Below are 15,189 nucleotides of genomic sequence, written 5' to 3'. Positions count from 1 at the left end.
TAACGTACCCGTTCGTGGGCTTCTCAGAGCGTATGCGACACGTATGCCATGGTACCGCGAGCACACATGTATAATCTTTCCGGGAGCTTATTGCGGCCGAGTCCGTCCCCACATGGGATGGGTTTTCGAGACTTTCATCCGGCCGTTCTTGCGACCGCGCTTGCAACGTTCATCGCCTTTCTCGGCATCGGTGTTGTCGACCCGATTCTGCCAAGTATCGCGAAGGAGCTGGGCGCCGACCACTTCATGGTGATGTTCCTGTTCACGAGCTATCTGCTGGTGACCGGGCTCGCGAACCTCGTGGCGGGCACGCTGGCCACACGCATCGGCAGCAAGAACACGATGCTCGTCGGCATCGGGATCGTCGCCGTGTTCGCCGGCGGCTGTGCGCTCGTCTCCTCGGTGGAGTCGATGGCCGTGCTGCGTGGCTTCTGGGGGCTGGGCAACGCCCTGTTCACCACCACCGCGCTCGCCATCATCGTGGGCGTCTCAGCCGGGAACAGCGGCCGCGCGATCACCCTGTACGAGGCCGCCCTCGGCTTCGGGATCGCCTGTGGGCCGCTCCTGGGCGGGTTCCTGGGCGCGCAGTCCTGGCGGCTCCCGTTCGCCGGGACGAGCGTCCTGATGCTGCTCGGGTTCGTCTTCGTCGCCACCACCGTCACGGAACCGGACACGGAGGGCCGCGAGGGCGTGCGCGCGCTCATCGGGACGTTCCGTCACACCGGCGTGCGAACGAACGCGATCGTCGGCATGCTCTACACCTACGGGTTTTTCACCGTGCTGGCGTACACGCCGCTGGTGCTTGAGGGGTTCACAACGATGCAGATCGGGCTGGTGTTCTTCGCGTGGGGACTGCTCGTGATCGTGGGGTCCGCGGTCCTCGCGCCGCGGCTGAACGCGCGGTTCGGAACGCCGGAAGTGGCTAGCGCGGCGCTGACCGCCTTCGCGGCGCTGCTGTGCCTGATGTGGCTGGTCAGTTCCCCGATGGTGTTGGCCGGGCTCGTGGTCACCGCCGGCCTCGCGTGTGGGCTCCTGAACGCGAACCTGTCGACGCTCGCAATGGGGATCTCCACACACAGCCGGCCGTCCGCCTCGGGCGCGTACAACAGCCTGCGGTTCACCGGCGGCGCGTTCGCGCCGATCGTCGCGGGCTACATCGGCGGGAACTACGGAGCGGCGCTGCCGTTCCTGCTGGGCGCGGCCGTCATCACGCTGGGCCTCATCGTGTTGCTGGCGCGGTTCAGCGCGTTCACGTTCGCCACGCCGGACGCCGTCGGCGATCACTGACTGCCCCGGGCTACTGGAACATCCGCAGGGGTTTGGCCTGCGTCGATTCGTGCTCGTCGGCGTGCTGCATCTGTTCGGCGAGCTGTTCTTTCTGCGAGCGAATGTCCGCGGCGCGGTCGACGAGATCGTCGGTCGGCACGCTGACCTCCACGAGCGGTTCGATGGCGTGATCGATGAGCCGGCGTGCGCCCGCCGGGTCGGGGAACTGCGGATTCGATTCGACCACGAGGGCGGCGGCGTCCAGTTGGCGCTGGGTGGCGGCGGTCATGAGCGCGCCGGTCGGCCCGCCGATGACGCCGCGCTCGGGTGGCGTTCCGATGTCCAACGCCGCGATGCGCTCCGGGAGCGCCCCGGACCCGATCCCGAACACGGTGGGGAGGTCGCCGAGCTCGTGGTCGTCGCTGGGCAGCCCGCTGAGGTAGACGGGCGTGACGTCGTGGTGGTCGATCCAGCCGGTGACGCAGTCCGCGAACTCGGTGCCGTTGTTGCGGGAGATCGGAACGTCGCTCTGGAGCGCCAACAGCCCCCGGGACTCGTCGGCGTAGATCCGCACCGGCGGGGTGGCCGCGTGGCTGTTCTCGGTGTAGACGGTGACCTGGGGGATCGCCGCACAGGACACGCTTCCGACGCAGGACATATCGAAGACGTCGATGATGTGGTCGGTGGCGATCTTCCCGACGAGCCCGACGCCGGGCAACCCCTCGATGAGAACGGGGTCCTCGATGTCGAACGCCGTGTGCGTGGTTACGCTTCCCATGGGCGTGCGGTTCGCGGGAGGGATTCATAAACCCGGGGGCGGCGACCGCCACGCGAGCGCAAGCCACAAGCCGGCGTCACGCCTACCCGCGAGCAATGGACGCGCTGTCGCGGTACGAGCCGATCATCGACGACTTCGAGGGGTTCCTGGCGGCGTGCGAGCGCCCGCTGCCGACGACGGTTCGCGTGAACCCGCTGGCGGTGGCCCCCGACCGCGCCGTCGAGGCGCTGGCTGCCGAGGGGGTGGCAGTGGACCGCCGGGAGTGGCACCCGGGCGTGCTGGAGGTGGACACGAACAAGCCGGGGAACACGTGGCCGTACGTCCACGGCTGGGTGCACGGCCAGGAGGAGGTGTCCTGCGTGCCGCCTCGCGTGCTCGACCCCGAGCCCGGCGACGTGGTGTGGGACGCGTGTGCGGCCCCCGGGGGGAAGACCGCACAGATCGCCGCCGAGATCGACGACGACGGCCTGGTGGTGGCCAACGACGACAACCTCGGGCGGTTGTCGGCGCTGCGCGGGAACTGCGACCGCCTGGGCGTGACGTCGGCGGCGGTGACGAACACCGACGCGCGGCGCGCGACCCTCGATGCGTTCCCCGACGTGGCGGCGGTCGACGCGGCGCTGGTGGACGCGCCCTGCAGCTGTGAGGGCACGATCCGGAAGAACGCCGACGCGCTGGACGGCGCGGGGGCGTCCGCGAGCCGGAGTCTCGGCCGGCTGCAGGCGGACATCCTGGCGCGCGCCGTCGCGCTCACGCGGCCCGGCGGCACCGTGGTGTACTCGACGTGCACGTTCGCCCCCGAGGAGAACGAGGCTGTGGTGGACGAGGTGCTTGGCCGCACCGACAGCCGCCTGGTCGAGTTCGACGTGGGGCTGGCGTCGGCGCCGGGTCTGACCGAGTGGGGCGACGCGTCGTACGACGACAGCCTGGCGCGCGCGCAGCGATACTACCCCCATCACAACGACACCGGCGGGTTCTTCGCCGCGAAGCTGGAGGTGACGGCATGACCGACAACGACAGCCAGACGTTCGGCCGGCTGCCCGCAACGGACGCCGAGCGCAGCGTGGCGGGCCGCCCCACTCGGGCGGCGGTCGTGGACTGGTGGACCGACCGCTTCGGGGTGCCGCGGACGATCTTCGAGTCGTACACGCTCTGGGAGAAAGGCGCGGGGAAGGTGTGGGCGCTGCCGTTCGATCCGGGGGCACCCGTGCCCGTGGAGGCGCTCGGGTTGACCGTCCTCCGGACGCGCCAAGAGCACTGGAAGCCGACGACGATCGCCGCCCAGCGGTTCGGCCGCGAGGCGACGCGCAACGTGTTGCGGCTGGACGAGCGCGATCAGGCCGCCGCGTTCCTCGCCGGCGAGGAGCAGGAGATCGCGTGGGACGGCGACTGGGGGTACGTGATCGCCGCCCACGAGCTCACCGGCCGCCTGGAGCCCATCGGCGTCGGGCTGTACACGTACGGCACGCTGCAGTCGATGGTGCCGAAGGGGCGGCGCCGCGAGTTCTGAGTGCCCCGACGGATGGCAGAAGGTTCTTGCAGTGCGCGTGGCATCACCGGGTATGGATCGGCGGACGCTGCTGGGGCGGGCGGTCGCTGGACTCACAGCGTGTGTGTCCCTGTCGGTGGGTGCGGGGTGTCTCGGGGGCGGCCAGGAGGAGTCGGTGCTGGCTGTGACCGGGCGGAGCTTCGAGCGCGGCGAGAACGACACGCTGGTGTATCGGGTGACAGTGTCGAACCCCAGCGACCGGTCGGGGAACGGGCAGCTGTACGTGAACACGGAGTTGAACGGGGCCGAACGGACGCGAACGACCGGCGTCTCGGTGCCGGCGCACGCCACGACGACCGTCGCGTTCGCGTACAACGTGACCTACGGGGAGCTCTCTGAGTCGGTGTCGCCGTCGGTTGACCTCCGGGAAGGCGAGCCCACCGAAACCGACGCGTGATACAGCGCGCGCCCAGGGGCGGCCGTGCTGACGCATCCCGAAATCCGTAAACCGGCGGGGCTCCCTCTGAGGGGTATGAGCGATCACGCCGAGCACGCCGCCGATGCGGCGGACACGGACGCCCCGGAGGGAGACGACGCGGGCGGCGACGACGGCGAACAGGCGGGCGACGACGGCACCAGCGCGCTCAGCGAGCGCGTGCGGGCGCTGGACGCCGACAACGCCGACGCGCTCGCCGACGACGTTGCGGCGTTGGAGGCGCGCGTGGAGACGCTGACCGACGAGTTGGCCGACGCCGAGGACGAGGTCGCGGACCTCACGGAGCGCGTGCAGACGAAGCAGGCGGACTTCAAGAACTACAAGGAGCGCGCGAAGCGCAAGCAGGAGGAGATCCGGGAGCGCGCCACCGAGGACCTCGTGGAGCGGCTGCTGGACGTACGTGACAACCTCGACCGGGCGCTCGACCAGGAGGCGTCCGAGAGCGACGAGGACGGCATCCGCGAGGGTGTGGAGCTGACCCGCGACGAGTTCGACCGCGTGCTGGAGACCGAGGGCGTGACCGAGATCCGGCCGGAGCCCGGCGACAGCGTGGACGCGGCCCGCCACGAGGTGATGATGCGGGTGGACAGCGACCAGCCGGCGGGCACCATCGTGGACGTGTACCGGCCGGGGTACGAGATGTCCGGGCGGGTCGTGCGCGCCGCCCAGGTCACGGTCAGCGAGGAGTAAGCGGACACTGTTTTGCGGCCCGGGCTCGTGGCGGAACGCATGGAGATCTCCGTGCACGGCGACGGCGACGACCGGGAGCCGGTGTTGGTCGTGTTGGGGTGGGGCAACCACCCCGGTCAGGCGAACGTTGCGTGGTTGATCGACGGGCTCGTGGCCGCTGGCCGGGAGGTGCATGCGGCGACGCTCCCAACCAACGCGTCGTCGTTCGAGCGCGCGTACATGCGGCCGTTGGCGTCGTACGTGGCGGACCGGACGTTCGACGCGGTGGTGGCCCACAGCCTGGGCGGGCTGGTGACCGCGACCCTCGACTGGGACGTGCGTCGGGTGTATCTCAGCCCGTGGTGGGGCGTCCGGGAGGGCGTGCAGTCGGCGGTGTTCCGGGCGCTGGCGGCGCTACCGACGAGCCGCCCGTTGGTGCCGGCCGCCGGGTCGGTCGGCGACATCAGCGAGCCGACGCCCCGGGAGACGACCCGGTTATCCCCGACGTTCGTCCGGGAGGTGCGGCGCGCCCAGGCGTCGCTGCCGGCGTTCAGGCCGGACAGCACCGTGTTCTGCTCGCTGACGGATGCCATCGTGTCCGTGGCCGCGATCGGCGAGCGGACCCCGGCGGCGAACCTCCGGGTGTACGACGGCGGCCACGAGTTCTTCTCCTCGACCGGGCGGGCGGCCGTGCTCGATGACGTGGTCGCGGCGCTGCGCGATGGCCCCGCGGCGGTGGCCGGGGCATCCACATAATGGTGCCGTGGTGGCCGCCGGGTGGGCGGGCGCGAAACCGACCCCCGGGATCGCGGTCGGGAGCCAAAACCAGGCAACAGCGACGGGATGGCCTGTTCTCGGCGTCGGTCGCACTAGCAAGGCTTAAACAGAAAACGCTCCGTACTGTCGGGTAACATGGCGAGCGAGAAGATTCTGGGAGTCGACCTCGGCACCACGAACAGCGCGTTCGCTGTGATGGAAGGCAGCGACCCCGAAATCATCACGAACGAAGAAGGCGACCGCACCACGCCGTCGATCGTCGCCCACGACGACGGCGAGTTGCTAGTCGGCAAACCCGCGAAAAACCAGGCGGTACAGAACCCCGATCAGACCATCGCGTCCATCAAGCGCCACATGGGCGAGGAGGACTACACGGTTGCCCTCGGCGACGACGAGTACACGCCCGAGGAGATTTCGGCGCGCATCCTCCAGAAGATCAAACGCGACGCCGAGGAGTATCTCGGCCAGGACGTCGAGAAAGCCGTCATCACGGTGCCGGCGTACTTCAACGACCGCCAGCGCCAGGCGACCAAGGACGCCGGCGAGATCGCGGGCTTCGACGTCGAGCGCATCGTCAACGAGCCGACGGCCGCGTCGATGGCGTACGGCCTCGACGAGGACCGCGACCAGACCGTGTTGGTCTACGACCTCGGTGGCGGGACGTTCGACGTGTCGATCCTGGACCTGGGCGGCGGCGTCTACGAGGTCGCAGCCACGAACGGGGACAACGACCTCGGTGGCGACGACTGGGACCACGCCATCATCGACCACCTCGCGGACAACTTCGAGAACGAGCACGGGATCGACCTGCGGGAGGACCGCCAGGCGCTCCAGCGACTCACGGAGGCCGCCGAGGAAGCCAAAATCGAGCTGTCGAGCCGGAAGGAGACGACGGTCAACCTGCCGTTCGTCACGGCGACCGACTCCGGGCCGGTGCACCTCGAACAGGACATCACGCGTGCGACCTTCGAGAGCATCACCGAGGACCTCATCGAGCGCACGGTCGGCCCGACGGAGCAGGCCCTCGAAGACGCCGGCCTCTCGAAGAGCGACATCGACGACGTGATCCTCGTCGGCGGGTCCACGCGAATGCCGCAGGTCCAGGCGCAGGTCGAGGACCTCGTCGGCCAGGAGCCGAAGAAGAACGTCAACCCCGACGAGGCGGTGGCGCTCGGCGCGGCCGTCCAGGGTGGCGTGCTCTCCGGTGAGGTCGACGACATCGTGTTGGTGGACGTGACGCCGCTGAGCCTCGGCATCGAGGTCAAAGGCGGGCTCTTCGAGCGGCTCATCGAGAAGAACACCGCGATCCCGACGACGGCGTCGAAGGTGTTCACGACGGCCGCCGACAACCAGACCAGCGTCCAGATTCGAGTGTTCCAGGGCGAGCGCGAGATCGCCAGCGAGAACGAGCTGCTGGGGGACTTCCATCTCACGGGCATCCCGCCGGCGCCCGCGGGTACGCCACAGATCGAGGTCACCTTCGAGATCGACGCCGACGGCATCGTCAACGTCGAAGCCGAAGACCAGGGGTCGGGCAACGCCGAGTCCATCACCATCGAGGGTGGGGCCGGGCTCAGCGACGAGCAGATCGACGAGATGCAGGAGGACGCCGAGGCGCACGCCGAGGAGGACGAGCAGCGCCGCCGCCGCATCGAGGCGCGCAACGAGGCCGAAACGGCGATCCAGCGCGCCGAGAGCCTCCTCGAGGAGAACGAGGAGCTCGTCGACGAGGACCTCGAAGCGGACGTGAACGACGCCATCGACGACGTCCAGGCGGTGCTCGACGAGGACGAGCCGGAGATCGACGCCCTCGAAACGGCCACCGAGGAGCTCAGTGACACCCTCCAGGAGATCGGCAAGCAGGCCTACCAGCAACAGCAGGACGCCCAGGCCGGCGCGGCCGGCGGCGCTGGCGGCATGGGTGGCATGGGCGGCATGGCCGACGGCCCCGGCGGGGCGGCCGACGCCGACGGCGACGACGAGGAGTACGTCGACGCGGACTTCGAGGACGTCGACGAGGAGTAACGCCACGGGCACAGTGCCCGCCGCGGTTGTAAGCGGTCACTTCAAGTGTCTCAACTGGGTACATGTCGGTAACGGATGAGTGAGGACTTCTACGACGTCCTGGGTGTGAGCCGGGACGCGACCGAGGACGAGATCATGCAGGCGTACCGGGACCAGGTTTCGGAGTACCATCCCGACGTCAGCGACGACCCGGACGCCGAGGAGAAGTTCAAGAAGATTCAGAAAGCCAAGGACGTCCTCACCGACGAGGAGACACGCCAGCAGTACGACCAGCTCGGCCACGAGCGCTTCGAGGAGGCCGAGAAGCGCGGCGCAACCGGGAACGGTGGCGGCGGCGCTGGCGGGATGGGCGGTGCGGGTGGCCCGTTCGGTGGCGGCATGGGTGGTGGTGCCGGCGGCGGTATGGGCGACATCTTCGAGCAGTTCTTCGGCGGCGCTGGCGGTGGCGGCGGCCGCGGGCGGTCCGGCCCGGAGCAGGGCCGCGACCTCCGGACGGACCTCACGGTCACGCTGTCGGAAGCCTACCGGGGGGTGTCCAAGCAGGTGACCGTCCGGCGGCCCGAGCGCTGTGCGGACTGTGGGGGAAGCGGCTACCCGGAGGACGCCGACGTGCGCACGTGCCCGCAGTGTGACGGGCAGGGCGTCGTGACGCAGGTGCGCCAGACGCCGTTGGGCCGCGTCCAGCAGCGCCAGGAGTGTTCGCGCTGTGGCGGCGAGGGGGAGTTGCACTCGGAGACGTGTTCGACCTGTGGCGGGCAGGGCCAGACCCGAGAGCGCGCGACGCTCACGGTGGACATCCCGGAGGGCATCCGGACCGGGCAGACGCTGCGCATGGACGGCGAGGGCGCGCCGGGCGAACCGGGCGCGCCCAACGGTGACCTGCTCGTCGACGTCACCGTCGAGGAGCATCCCGACTTCGAGCGCGACGGCGACGACCTCCATCACCGCCACGCCGTCTCGTTCCCCCAGGCGGTGTTCGGCGCGGAGATCGAGGTGCCGACGCTCGACGGCGCTGCGACGTTCGATCTGGACGCCGGCACGCAAAGCGGGGAGACGTTCCGGCTCAAGGGCAAGGGGATGCCGCGGCTGCGCCGCCGCGGCAACGGGAACCTCTACGTCACCGTTCAGGTGGTCACGCCGGAGTCCCTCAGCGACGAGCAACGCGACGCCCTCGAACAGTTCGCGGAGGCGGGCGGCGAGGAGATCGACGTCGAGCAGGGGTTCTTCGAGAAGCTCAAAAACTCCTTTTAGCCGGCCGGCTGTCGCCCGCGGGGCGGCGACGCGTCAGTTGTAAGCCAGCGGCGACCCCAGATCCGGGCATGGAGACAGTCGCCGATGTCGTCGCGACGCTGGATGACCCGGCACAGCCGGTGCTCCGGCACGCGCGCCCGATGGACGCGCGGACGACGCGAAACCGGGTGTACAAGACGGGGAACGCGCTCCGGCATCGTGGGGTTCGGGTGGACGCGGGCGTGGCGATCCTGGACGCGCCGACGCCGGAGGCGGTCCAGACGTTCCTGGGAGCGTCGCTACTCGGCGCGACCGTGGCGTTCGGCCCGGAACCGGTCGTGGACGCGCGCGTGCTGGCGGGGCCGACGGCTGACCTCGGCGCGTACGACCTGCCCGCGGGCGGCCAGCGCGTCGGGTGGGGCGAGCCGCCAGCGGACCCGTCGTGGATGTATTTCGAGCGCGACGTCTGGAGCGAGAACCCCGCGTTCCCCGAGCCCGAGATCGACGCCGACACGACGCTGTTGGCGGCCGGCGGGGCGACCCACCGGGAGGTGGTGGCCGCCGCCGAGCGCGTGGCCAGCGAGCGATACGACAGCCACGACGCGGTCGCGGTGCGCGCGCCGCTGTCCGACCCCGGCACCGTCGTGGCGGGCGTCGTTGCGCCGCTGCTCGCGGGCGCAACGGTGGTGTTGCCACCCGAGGGCGGCGAGGGCACGGTCGCCGTTGCCGCGGCCGACGCGGATGCAGTGCCCGAGGCCGACGTGGTGTCGCCCGGGAGCGCCGCGCCCAACTGAGCGTCGGCGAACTCGGAACCACTATATGCGGCGACGGCGACGCGAGTGGTATGTCAGAAAGTGTGATTGGACAGGGTTGCGGTGGACCCCCACCAGGGGGACGCCGTCCGGACGCAACCGCACTGCTGGCGGGGGTGGCTCAGTGATGCCGGGGCCGATCCTGGAGGTCAGTGACGACACCGACGATCTCGTGTTGCGGACGGTTGAGCGCGACGACGCGGCGTTCGTGCAGCGGGCGTTCGCCGACCCGTACGCGCGCTGCGCGCTGCACGTGGGCACCCACAAGAGCGAGGCCGAGGTCGAGACGTTCATCGAGGAGGAGGTCGAAGACGACGACAACGCGGCCTACATTGCGTGCGTCGATGCGGAGGATGCGCCCTTCGACCATCCCGACGCGGCGGAGACGACCGCGGTGGCGTTCCTGTACGTCAGACACGTCGATCACGACCAGCCCACGGTGGTCTGCTGGGTGCCGCCCGAGCACCGCGGCGCGGGACACGCTGGGCCGGCGCTTGAACTCGGGTTGGACGCGCTGTGGCGGGTGTCCGACGTCCACACGGTCGGCGCGAGCGTGGTCAGCGTCGACGAGTTCACCAGGGACCTGGTGTCGGCGGTCGGGTTCACCGAGGAGGCGCGCAACCGCGAGGCACAGTTCGTGGACGGCGCGTACCGCGACGAGATCCACTACGGGCTGCTCCGCACGGAGTGGGAGGCGCAGTGATGCCGGGGCCGATTGTCACCGAGGGCGACCGCGTCACGCTGCGCACGGTGGAGCGCGACGACGCCGCCCACCTCCAGCGGTCCTGCACGGACCCCCGCATCCGGCATTCGCTGGGATCGGTCCACCACCGGTCGCGCGAGCAGCAGGCGGACGGCATCGAGCACTGGGTCGAGGACGACGCGTCGGTCGTCGCGGTCGTCTGCGTCGACGACGAGGACGCGCCGCCCGGCCGGCCTGCCGCCGACGAAACCACGCCCATCGGGTCGTTCAGCGCGCGCCACGTCGACAGCGATCGTGCGTGGCTGGCGTACTGGTTGCACCCCGAGTACACGGGCTCGGGCTACGGGCGTGACATGGCGACGACGGGCATCGACTACGTGTTCGCGCAGTACGGCGTCCACAACGTGTCGGCGGCGGCCTACGACTTCAACGAGGCGTCCCGCGGGCTGCTGGCGGCGATGGGGTTCACCGAGGTGGGCCGCCGCCGCGAGGCGCGGTACATCGACGGCGGGTACGCCGACGAGGTGTGGTACGACGTGCTGCGCCGCGAGTGGACCGCGGACCGCGAACGATAGCTCTTTTTTCCGCGGGGGCGAGCATGCGGGTAGTGACTGACACGCGCGCTGCCTGCCTCGTTCGCCGCGATGCAGAACTGTTGGTCGTCGAAACGGTTGGGTCGTCCGGGGGCCGCGTCTACCGGCCGCCGGGTCGCGCCGTCGGCGCGGACGACACGCCCGAGGACGCAGTGACTGCCACCTTCGAGGACATGCTTGGCGTGGCGCTGGAGTGGGTGGCGCCGATCGGGACCTTCGATGGGACGGTGGTCTTCGAGGCGGACCTCGGGGCGGTGTGGCCGTACACCGAGGAGGGGTTCACTGTGTACGATCCGGACACCGGCGACACGACCCGCCTGGCGTGGCTGCACCGTGATGACTTCCGGAAATACGGCGAAACGATCGAGCCCGAGGGGCTGCTGGCGGAGCTCTAGGTCGCGTCCCGGAGCGCGTCCAGCACCGCGGGGTTCTCGATGCTGGAGCGGTCCGTGACGTCCGCGCCGGTGTACGCACTGGCGACGGCGCGGCGCACGAGCTTCCCGGACTGGGTTTTCGGCAGGTCGTCGACGAACACCACCTCCCGGGGCCGGAACGGTTTGCCGTGGGCGTCGCCGACGTGGTCGCGCAGTTCCGCGCGCAGCTCCGCGCTCGGGGTGGCGGCGTCGGCGAGGATGACGTACGCGATGGCGGCCTCACCGGTGGTGTCGTCGGGCACCCCGACGACGGCCGCCTGTGTGACGGCGTCGTGGTCGATGAGCGCGCCCTCGACCTCCGCCGGGCCGACTTTGCGGCCGGCGACGTTGATGGCGTCGTCGGCGCGCCCGTGGAGGAACCAGTCGCCGTCGGCGTCCATCTGCGCCCAGTCGCCGTGGTTCCAGACGTCCTCGAAGCGCGACCAGTACGCCTCCAGGTAGCGGTCCTCGCCGCTCCAGAGGCGCCGCGTCATCGACGGGCTGGACGACCGCGCGACGAGGTAGCCGCGCTCGTGGGCGTCCCGAACGGAGGTGCCGTCGTCGTCGACGATGTCAATGTCCATGCCGAGCCCGGGGCCGCCGAGCGTGCAGGGTTTCAGCGACTCCGTCGGCAGCGGCATGAGGAAGCAGCCGAACACTTCCGTGCCGCCGGAGATGTTGATGATCGGGGTGTCACCGCCGCCGACGTGGTCGTAAAACCACCGCCAGGACTCGGGGTCCCAGGGCTCGCCCGTCGACCCCAGGATGCGCAGCGAGGAGAGATCGTGGCCGGCGACGTGCTCGTCGCCGTGGTCGCGCAGTGCACGGATCGCCGTCGGAGAGACGCCGAACTGGGTGATGCCGTGGTCCTCGATGAGCTGCCAGAAGCGGTCGGGGGCGGGGTGGTCGGGGGCGCCCTCGTACATCACGATGGTGCCGGCGAACGCGTGGTTCCCGATGAGCGACCACGGCCCCATCATCCAGCCGATGTCGCTCACCCAGCAGAACCGGTCGCCGGGCCGCTGGTCGAACCCGAAGTGGATCTCCTTGGCGGGCTGGACGAGCGCGCCGGCGTGGGTGTGGACGATGCCTTTCGGTGTTCCCGTCGTCCCCGAGGAGTACAGCAGCATGCACGGATCGCTGGCGGCCATCGAGTGCGTCTCGAACGTCGGGGACTGGGTGGCCACGGCGTCGTCCCACCACTCGTCGCGGGGCGTCCAGGACAGCGAGTCCGCGGGGATGCCGAGGCGGTCGTAGACGATGGTGTGGTCGACGTGGCCGACCCGCTCGATGGCGTCGTTGAGGGTGTCCATGAGCGTGACGCGGTCGCCCCGCCGCAGGAAGCCGTCGCCCGTGAACACCACCGAACACTCGGCGTCGGCGATGCGCGTGGCGGTGGCCTCGACGCCGAACCCGGAGAAGACGGGGACGGCGATCGCGCCGATCTTGAAGATGCCGTAGAGGATGCTCTGGACTTCCGGGACCATCGGCATGTAGAGGCCCACCGTGTCGCCCTCGCCGATGCCGCGCTCGGCAAGGGCGTTGGCCACCCGGTTGGCCTGCTGGTGGAGGTCGTGGTAGGTCTGCTGGCGGACCGTGCCGTCCTCGCCCTCCCAGATGCAGGCGACGTGGTTGCGGGTGCCGGCGTCGACGCTGGCGTGGCGGTCGACGGTGTTGTGCGCGACGTTCAGTTCGGCGCCCGGATACCACGCCGTGGACTGGGGGTCGTCGGCGTCGTCGCAGACAGCGTCGTAGTCCTCGAAGAACTCCAGGCCGAGGTACTCCGGGAGTTCCCCCCAGAACCAGTCGAGATCAGTGGTGCTGCGCTCGCGGAGCGCGTCCACGTCGTCGATGTCGTGGGCGGCCATGAACTGGGCGACGTTCGTCGACGACGCGAGCGCAGGGTCCGGTTCGTGGACGACCGTGCCGACTCCGTCGAGTGAATCCATGCCGGGGCCGACACAGCGAACGTGCAAGAATCTTTGCAGTAGGTTTCAGTCGGGACGCAACCACTAAGACGTGGCCGCGTGAAACCACGCTATGTTTGAGGGGCGACAGCGGACACGCCTGCTGGTCGGTGGGCTCGTCGCCGTTGCCGTTCTCGCCGGTGGCGCCGTGATCGGGATGACTGTCTTGGGCGGGACGCAGTCGGGTGCCGGCTCACCGCGGATCGGCGCGAACGCCAGCGGGGCGTACGCCGGGATCGACGGCGTCAACGCGACCCGCGAGAAGGTCGTTCACCGGGGCTCGGAGACGTATCGGTCCGTCGCCAGGGTGTCCCTGCGGCCGGGCACCGACCAGCGCCGGATCACGATCCGGGAGACGACCAGCCGCCGCCACGAGACGATCGTGGAAAACGACTCCGTGATGACGATGTACGACCGTGACACCGGGGTGGTGCGGCGGTTCGAGCCGGCCGGGACGACAGACCCCCGGACGTTCGGGGATCGCGTCGAGCGGTTGTTCGAGCGAGTGAACGTCACCGACAGGACCGCATCGGCGACAGCCGACGGCGTCTCGCCGCTGCCGGTCGTTCCCGTGGACACGGCCCGCCGAGCCACCGGCGCCAGTCACACGGCCACACTGAGGCTCACCTACGACGGGACGACCACAGTCAGCGGCCGGTCGGTCTACGTGTTGCGGCTGAGCGCCACGGGTGACGTGGGGGCTGCGTTCGAACAGACGCTGTGGGTCGACACGGAGCGGTTCTTCCCGGTGCAGCGACAGACCTCCTGGGTTGCCAACGGCGAGCCCGTGACGGCCAGAACGACCTACAGCGACATCACCTTCGACCCGGGGGTCACCGACGACACGTTCACGTTCTCTGCGCCACCGAACACCACAGCGAAGACGTACGACACGCCCAACCGGACGGTGTACCCGTCCGCACAGCGGCTGGCGGCGGCGACCGAGGCGAGCGTCCCCGAGCCGGCGACGCCGGGGTCGCTGCGGCTGGTTGCGGCGACCGAGACGACGGGCCGCATCCACGGCGTGGGCCTGCGGTACGCCAACGACACCGCGAGCGTCACGGTCGCGAAATACGACCGCACGTATCCGGTCACCGGTGACCGTGAGATCCGGGTCGCCGGACGGAACGCCGCGGTGGCTGTCGGGCCGACGACGAGCATCTCGTGGAACTGCGCGACCTATCGGTACACCGTCCGGGGGAGTGGCGTGTCACTGGAGACGCTGCGGGAGGTCGCTGCGTCGACGGCCTGCGGGTAGCCGACCGCGCGGTGTCGCTCGGGACCCCCCAGCAAACGCTTTTGACGTGTGGCACACAACTGCGTGGTATGCACACGCGGGACGCCAAAAACCACGAGGAGGTGTGGTTGCTCGACCGGCTCGACGACTACGGCTTCGAGGACCCGGCGTTCCGATCCCGGGACTACGTGCTGGCGGTCGACGAGGCGACGAACGAGCGTGCGGGGTTCGCGCGCTTCCGCGTGCACACACCGGACGACACCGCGCGGGTCTGTGAGTTCACGAACATCGGCGTGCTCGACGACTGGCGGGGGCGAGGCGTTGGGGCCCATCTGCTCGCATACCTCGTCGCGGACGCCCGCGAGCAGGGGATCGAGGAGGCGTACGCGCTGACCGACGAGCCGGCGTACCTCGACCAGTTCGGCTTCGAGCGCGTCGACGAAGCCGAGCTACCGCCGCCGCTGGGCGACCGGCTGGCCGCGACCCGGGAGTCCCAGCCCGACGCCGAGGCGCTGTGCGTGGCGTTCGACGCGTTCGAGGTGCCCGAGCGGCTCCAGCGGCGCTTCGCCGGCGACGACGGCAGCGACGACGCCGACGCAGGCGAGGACTTCGGCATCGACTCCGACACCGCGACGTACAAGTACGACACCGGCGGGTGACGGCGGCACAGCCCACAAGAGACGCCCCGGCACGCTGCGACCGCCGGGACGTGACCGACTCGCCGGGCTCGCGTG

The 15,189-nt window shown here is 70.0% G+C and carries 16 protein-coding genes; 14 read left to right on the top strand and 2 right to left on the bottom strand.

Going from position 1 to position 15,189, the window contains the following annotated elements:
* Positions 1-117 precede the first annotated feature (117 nt).
* Positions 118-1,287, top strand: a complete 1,170-nt coding sequence (locus tag JRZ79_RS15080; protein WP_148265491.1) for an MFS transporter — start codon at positions 118-120, stop codon at positions 1,285-1,287.
* Between the two features lie 10 nt (positions 1,288-1,297).
* Here JRZ79_RS15080 and JRZ79_RS15075 read toward each other — a convergent pair whose 3' ends face one another.
* A complete protein-coding gene (locus tag JRZ79_RS15075; RefSeq protein ID WP_205252468.1) occupies positions 1,298-2,044 on the bottom strand; it encodes a proteasome assembly chaperone family protein in 747 nt (248 codons plus the stop codon).
* Between the two features lie 95 nt (positions 2,045-2,139).
* On the opposite strand from JRZ79_RS15075, the gene JRZ79_RS15070 reads away from it, so the two are divergent.
* From JRZ79_RS15070 to JRZ79_RS15020, 11 genes are all read left to right on the top strand, one after another.
* The gene (locus JRZ79_RS15070) at positions 2,140-3,051 is read left to right on the top strand and encodes an RsmB/NOP family class I SAM-dependent RNA methyltransferase (protein ID WP_205252467.1); all 912 of its coding nucleotides are present in this window, start codon (positions 2,140-2,142) and stop codon (positions 3,049-3,051) included.
* A complete protein-coding gene (locus JRZ79_RS15065; RefSeq protein WP_010902326.1) occupies positions 3,048-3,554 on the top strand; it encodes a hypothetical protein in 507 nt (168 codons plus the stop codon). The genes JRZ79_RS15070 and JRZ79_RS15065 overlap by 4 nt, the downstream gene beginning before the upstream one ends.
* Before the next feature lie 52 nt (positions 3,555-3,606).
* A complete protein-coding gene (locus JRZ79_RS15060; RefSeq protein WP_205251522.1) occupies positions 3,607-3,990 on the top strand; it encodes a hypothetical protein in 384 nt (127 codons plus the stop codon).
* 75 nt (positions 3,991-4,065) lie between these two features.
* Positions 4,066-4,719 carry a nucleotide exchange factor GrpE gene (locus JRZ79_RS15055; protein WP_205252466.1) on the top strand — a complete coding sequence of 218 codons (654 nt, stop codon included), beginning with the start codon at positions 4,066-4,068 and terminating at the stop codon, positions 4,717-4,719.
* Positions 4,720-4,758: 39 nt separating this feature from the next.
* Positions 4,759-5,454: a hypothetical protein gene (locus JRZ79_RS15050; RefSeq protein ID WP_205252465.1), complete on the top strand. Its 696-nt coding sequence runs from the start codon at positions 4,759-4,761 to the stop codon at positions 5,452-5,454.
* Positions 5,455-5,610: 156 nt separating this feature from the next.
* Positions 5,611-7,500: a molecular chaperone DnaK gene (dnaK, locus tag JRZ79_RS15045; RefSeq protein ID WP_010902322.1), complete on the top strand. Its 1,890-nt coding sequence runs from the start codon at positions 5,611-5,613 to the stop codon at positions 7,498-7,500.
* A gap of 75 nt (positions 7,501-7,575) precedes the next feature.
* Positions 7,576-8,751, top strand: a complete 1,176-nt coding sequence (gene dnaJ / locus JRZ79_RS15040; RefSeq protein ID WP_205251518.1) for a molecular chaperone DnaJ — start codon at positions 7,576-7,578, stop codon at positions 8,749-8,751.
* Positions 8,752-8,819: 68 nt separating this feature from the next.
* Complete coding sequence (locus JRZ79_RS15035) at positions 8,820-9,524, top strand: hypothetical protein (protein ID WP_010902320.1); 705 nt, start codon at positions 8,820-8,822, stop codon at positions 9,522-9,524.
* A gap of 145 nt (positions 9,525-9,669) precedes the next feature.
* Positions 9,670-10,245: a GNAT family protein gene (locus tag JRZ79_RS15030; RefSeq protein ID WP_205251517.1), complete on the top strand. Its 576-nt coding sequence runs from the start codon at positions 9,670-9,672 to the stop codon at positions 10,243-10,245.
* Positions 10,245-10,820 carry a GNAT family protein gene (locus JRZ79_RS15025; RefSeq protein WP_205252464.1) on the top strand — a complete coding sequence of 192 codons (576 nt, stop codon included), beginning with the start codon at positions 10,245-10,247 and terminating at the stop codon, positions 10,818-10,820. The genes JRZ79_RS15030 and JRZ79_RS15025 overlap by 1 nt, the downstream gene beginning before the upstream one ends.
* Before the next feature lie 23 nt (positions 10,821-10,843).
* A complete protein-coding gene (locus JRZ79_RS15020; protein WP_205251515.1) occupies positions 10,844-11,233 on the top strand; it encodes a hypothetical protein in 390 nt (129 codons plus the stop codon).
* On the opposite strand, the gene JRZ79_RS15015 is transcribed toward JRZ79_RS15020, so the two are convergent.
* Positions 11,230-13,200, bottom strand: a complete 1,971-nt coding sequence (locus JRZ79_RS15015) for an AMP-binding protein (protein WP_205252463.1) — start codon at positions 13,198-13,200, stop codon at positions 11,230-11,232. The genes JRZ79_RS15020 and JRZ79_RS15015 overlap by 4 nt on opposite strands.
* Before the next feature lie 91 nt (positions 13,201-13,291).
* Here JRZ79_RS15015 and JRZ79_RS15010 point away from each other — a divergent pair, with 91 nt between their 5' ends.
* Complete coding sequence (locus tag JRZ79_RS15010) at positions 13,292-14,476, top strand: outer membrane lipoprotein carrier protein LolA (RefSeq protein ID WP_205252462.1); 1,185 nt, start codon at positions 13,292-13,294, stop codon at positions 14,474-14,476.
* 68 nt (positions 14,477-14,544) lie between these two features.
* Positions 14,545-15,114 (top strand): GNAT family N-acetyltransferase, encoded by a 570-nt coding sequence (locus JRZ79_RS15005; RefSeq protein WP_010902314.1) that lies wholly within the window; start codon positions 14,545-14,547, stop codon positions 15,112-15,114.
* The last annotated feature ends 75 nt before the right edge of the window (positions 15,115-15,189 follow it).

It is taken from the genome of Halobacterium sp. BOL4-2, from assembly GCF_016917835.2.
Taxonomy (GTDB): domain Archaea; phylum Halobacteriota; class Halobacteria; order Halobacteriales; family Halobacteriaceae; genus Halobacterium; species Halobacterium salinarum.
This window is presented reverse-complemented; position numbering and strand designations above follow the sequence as displayed.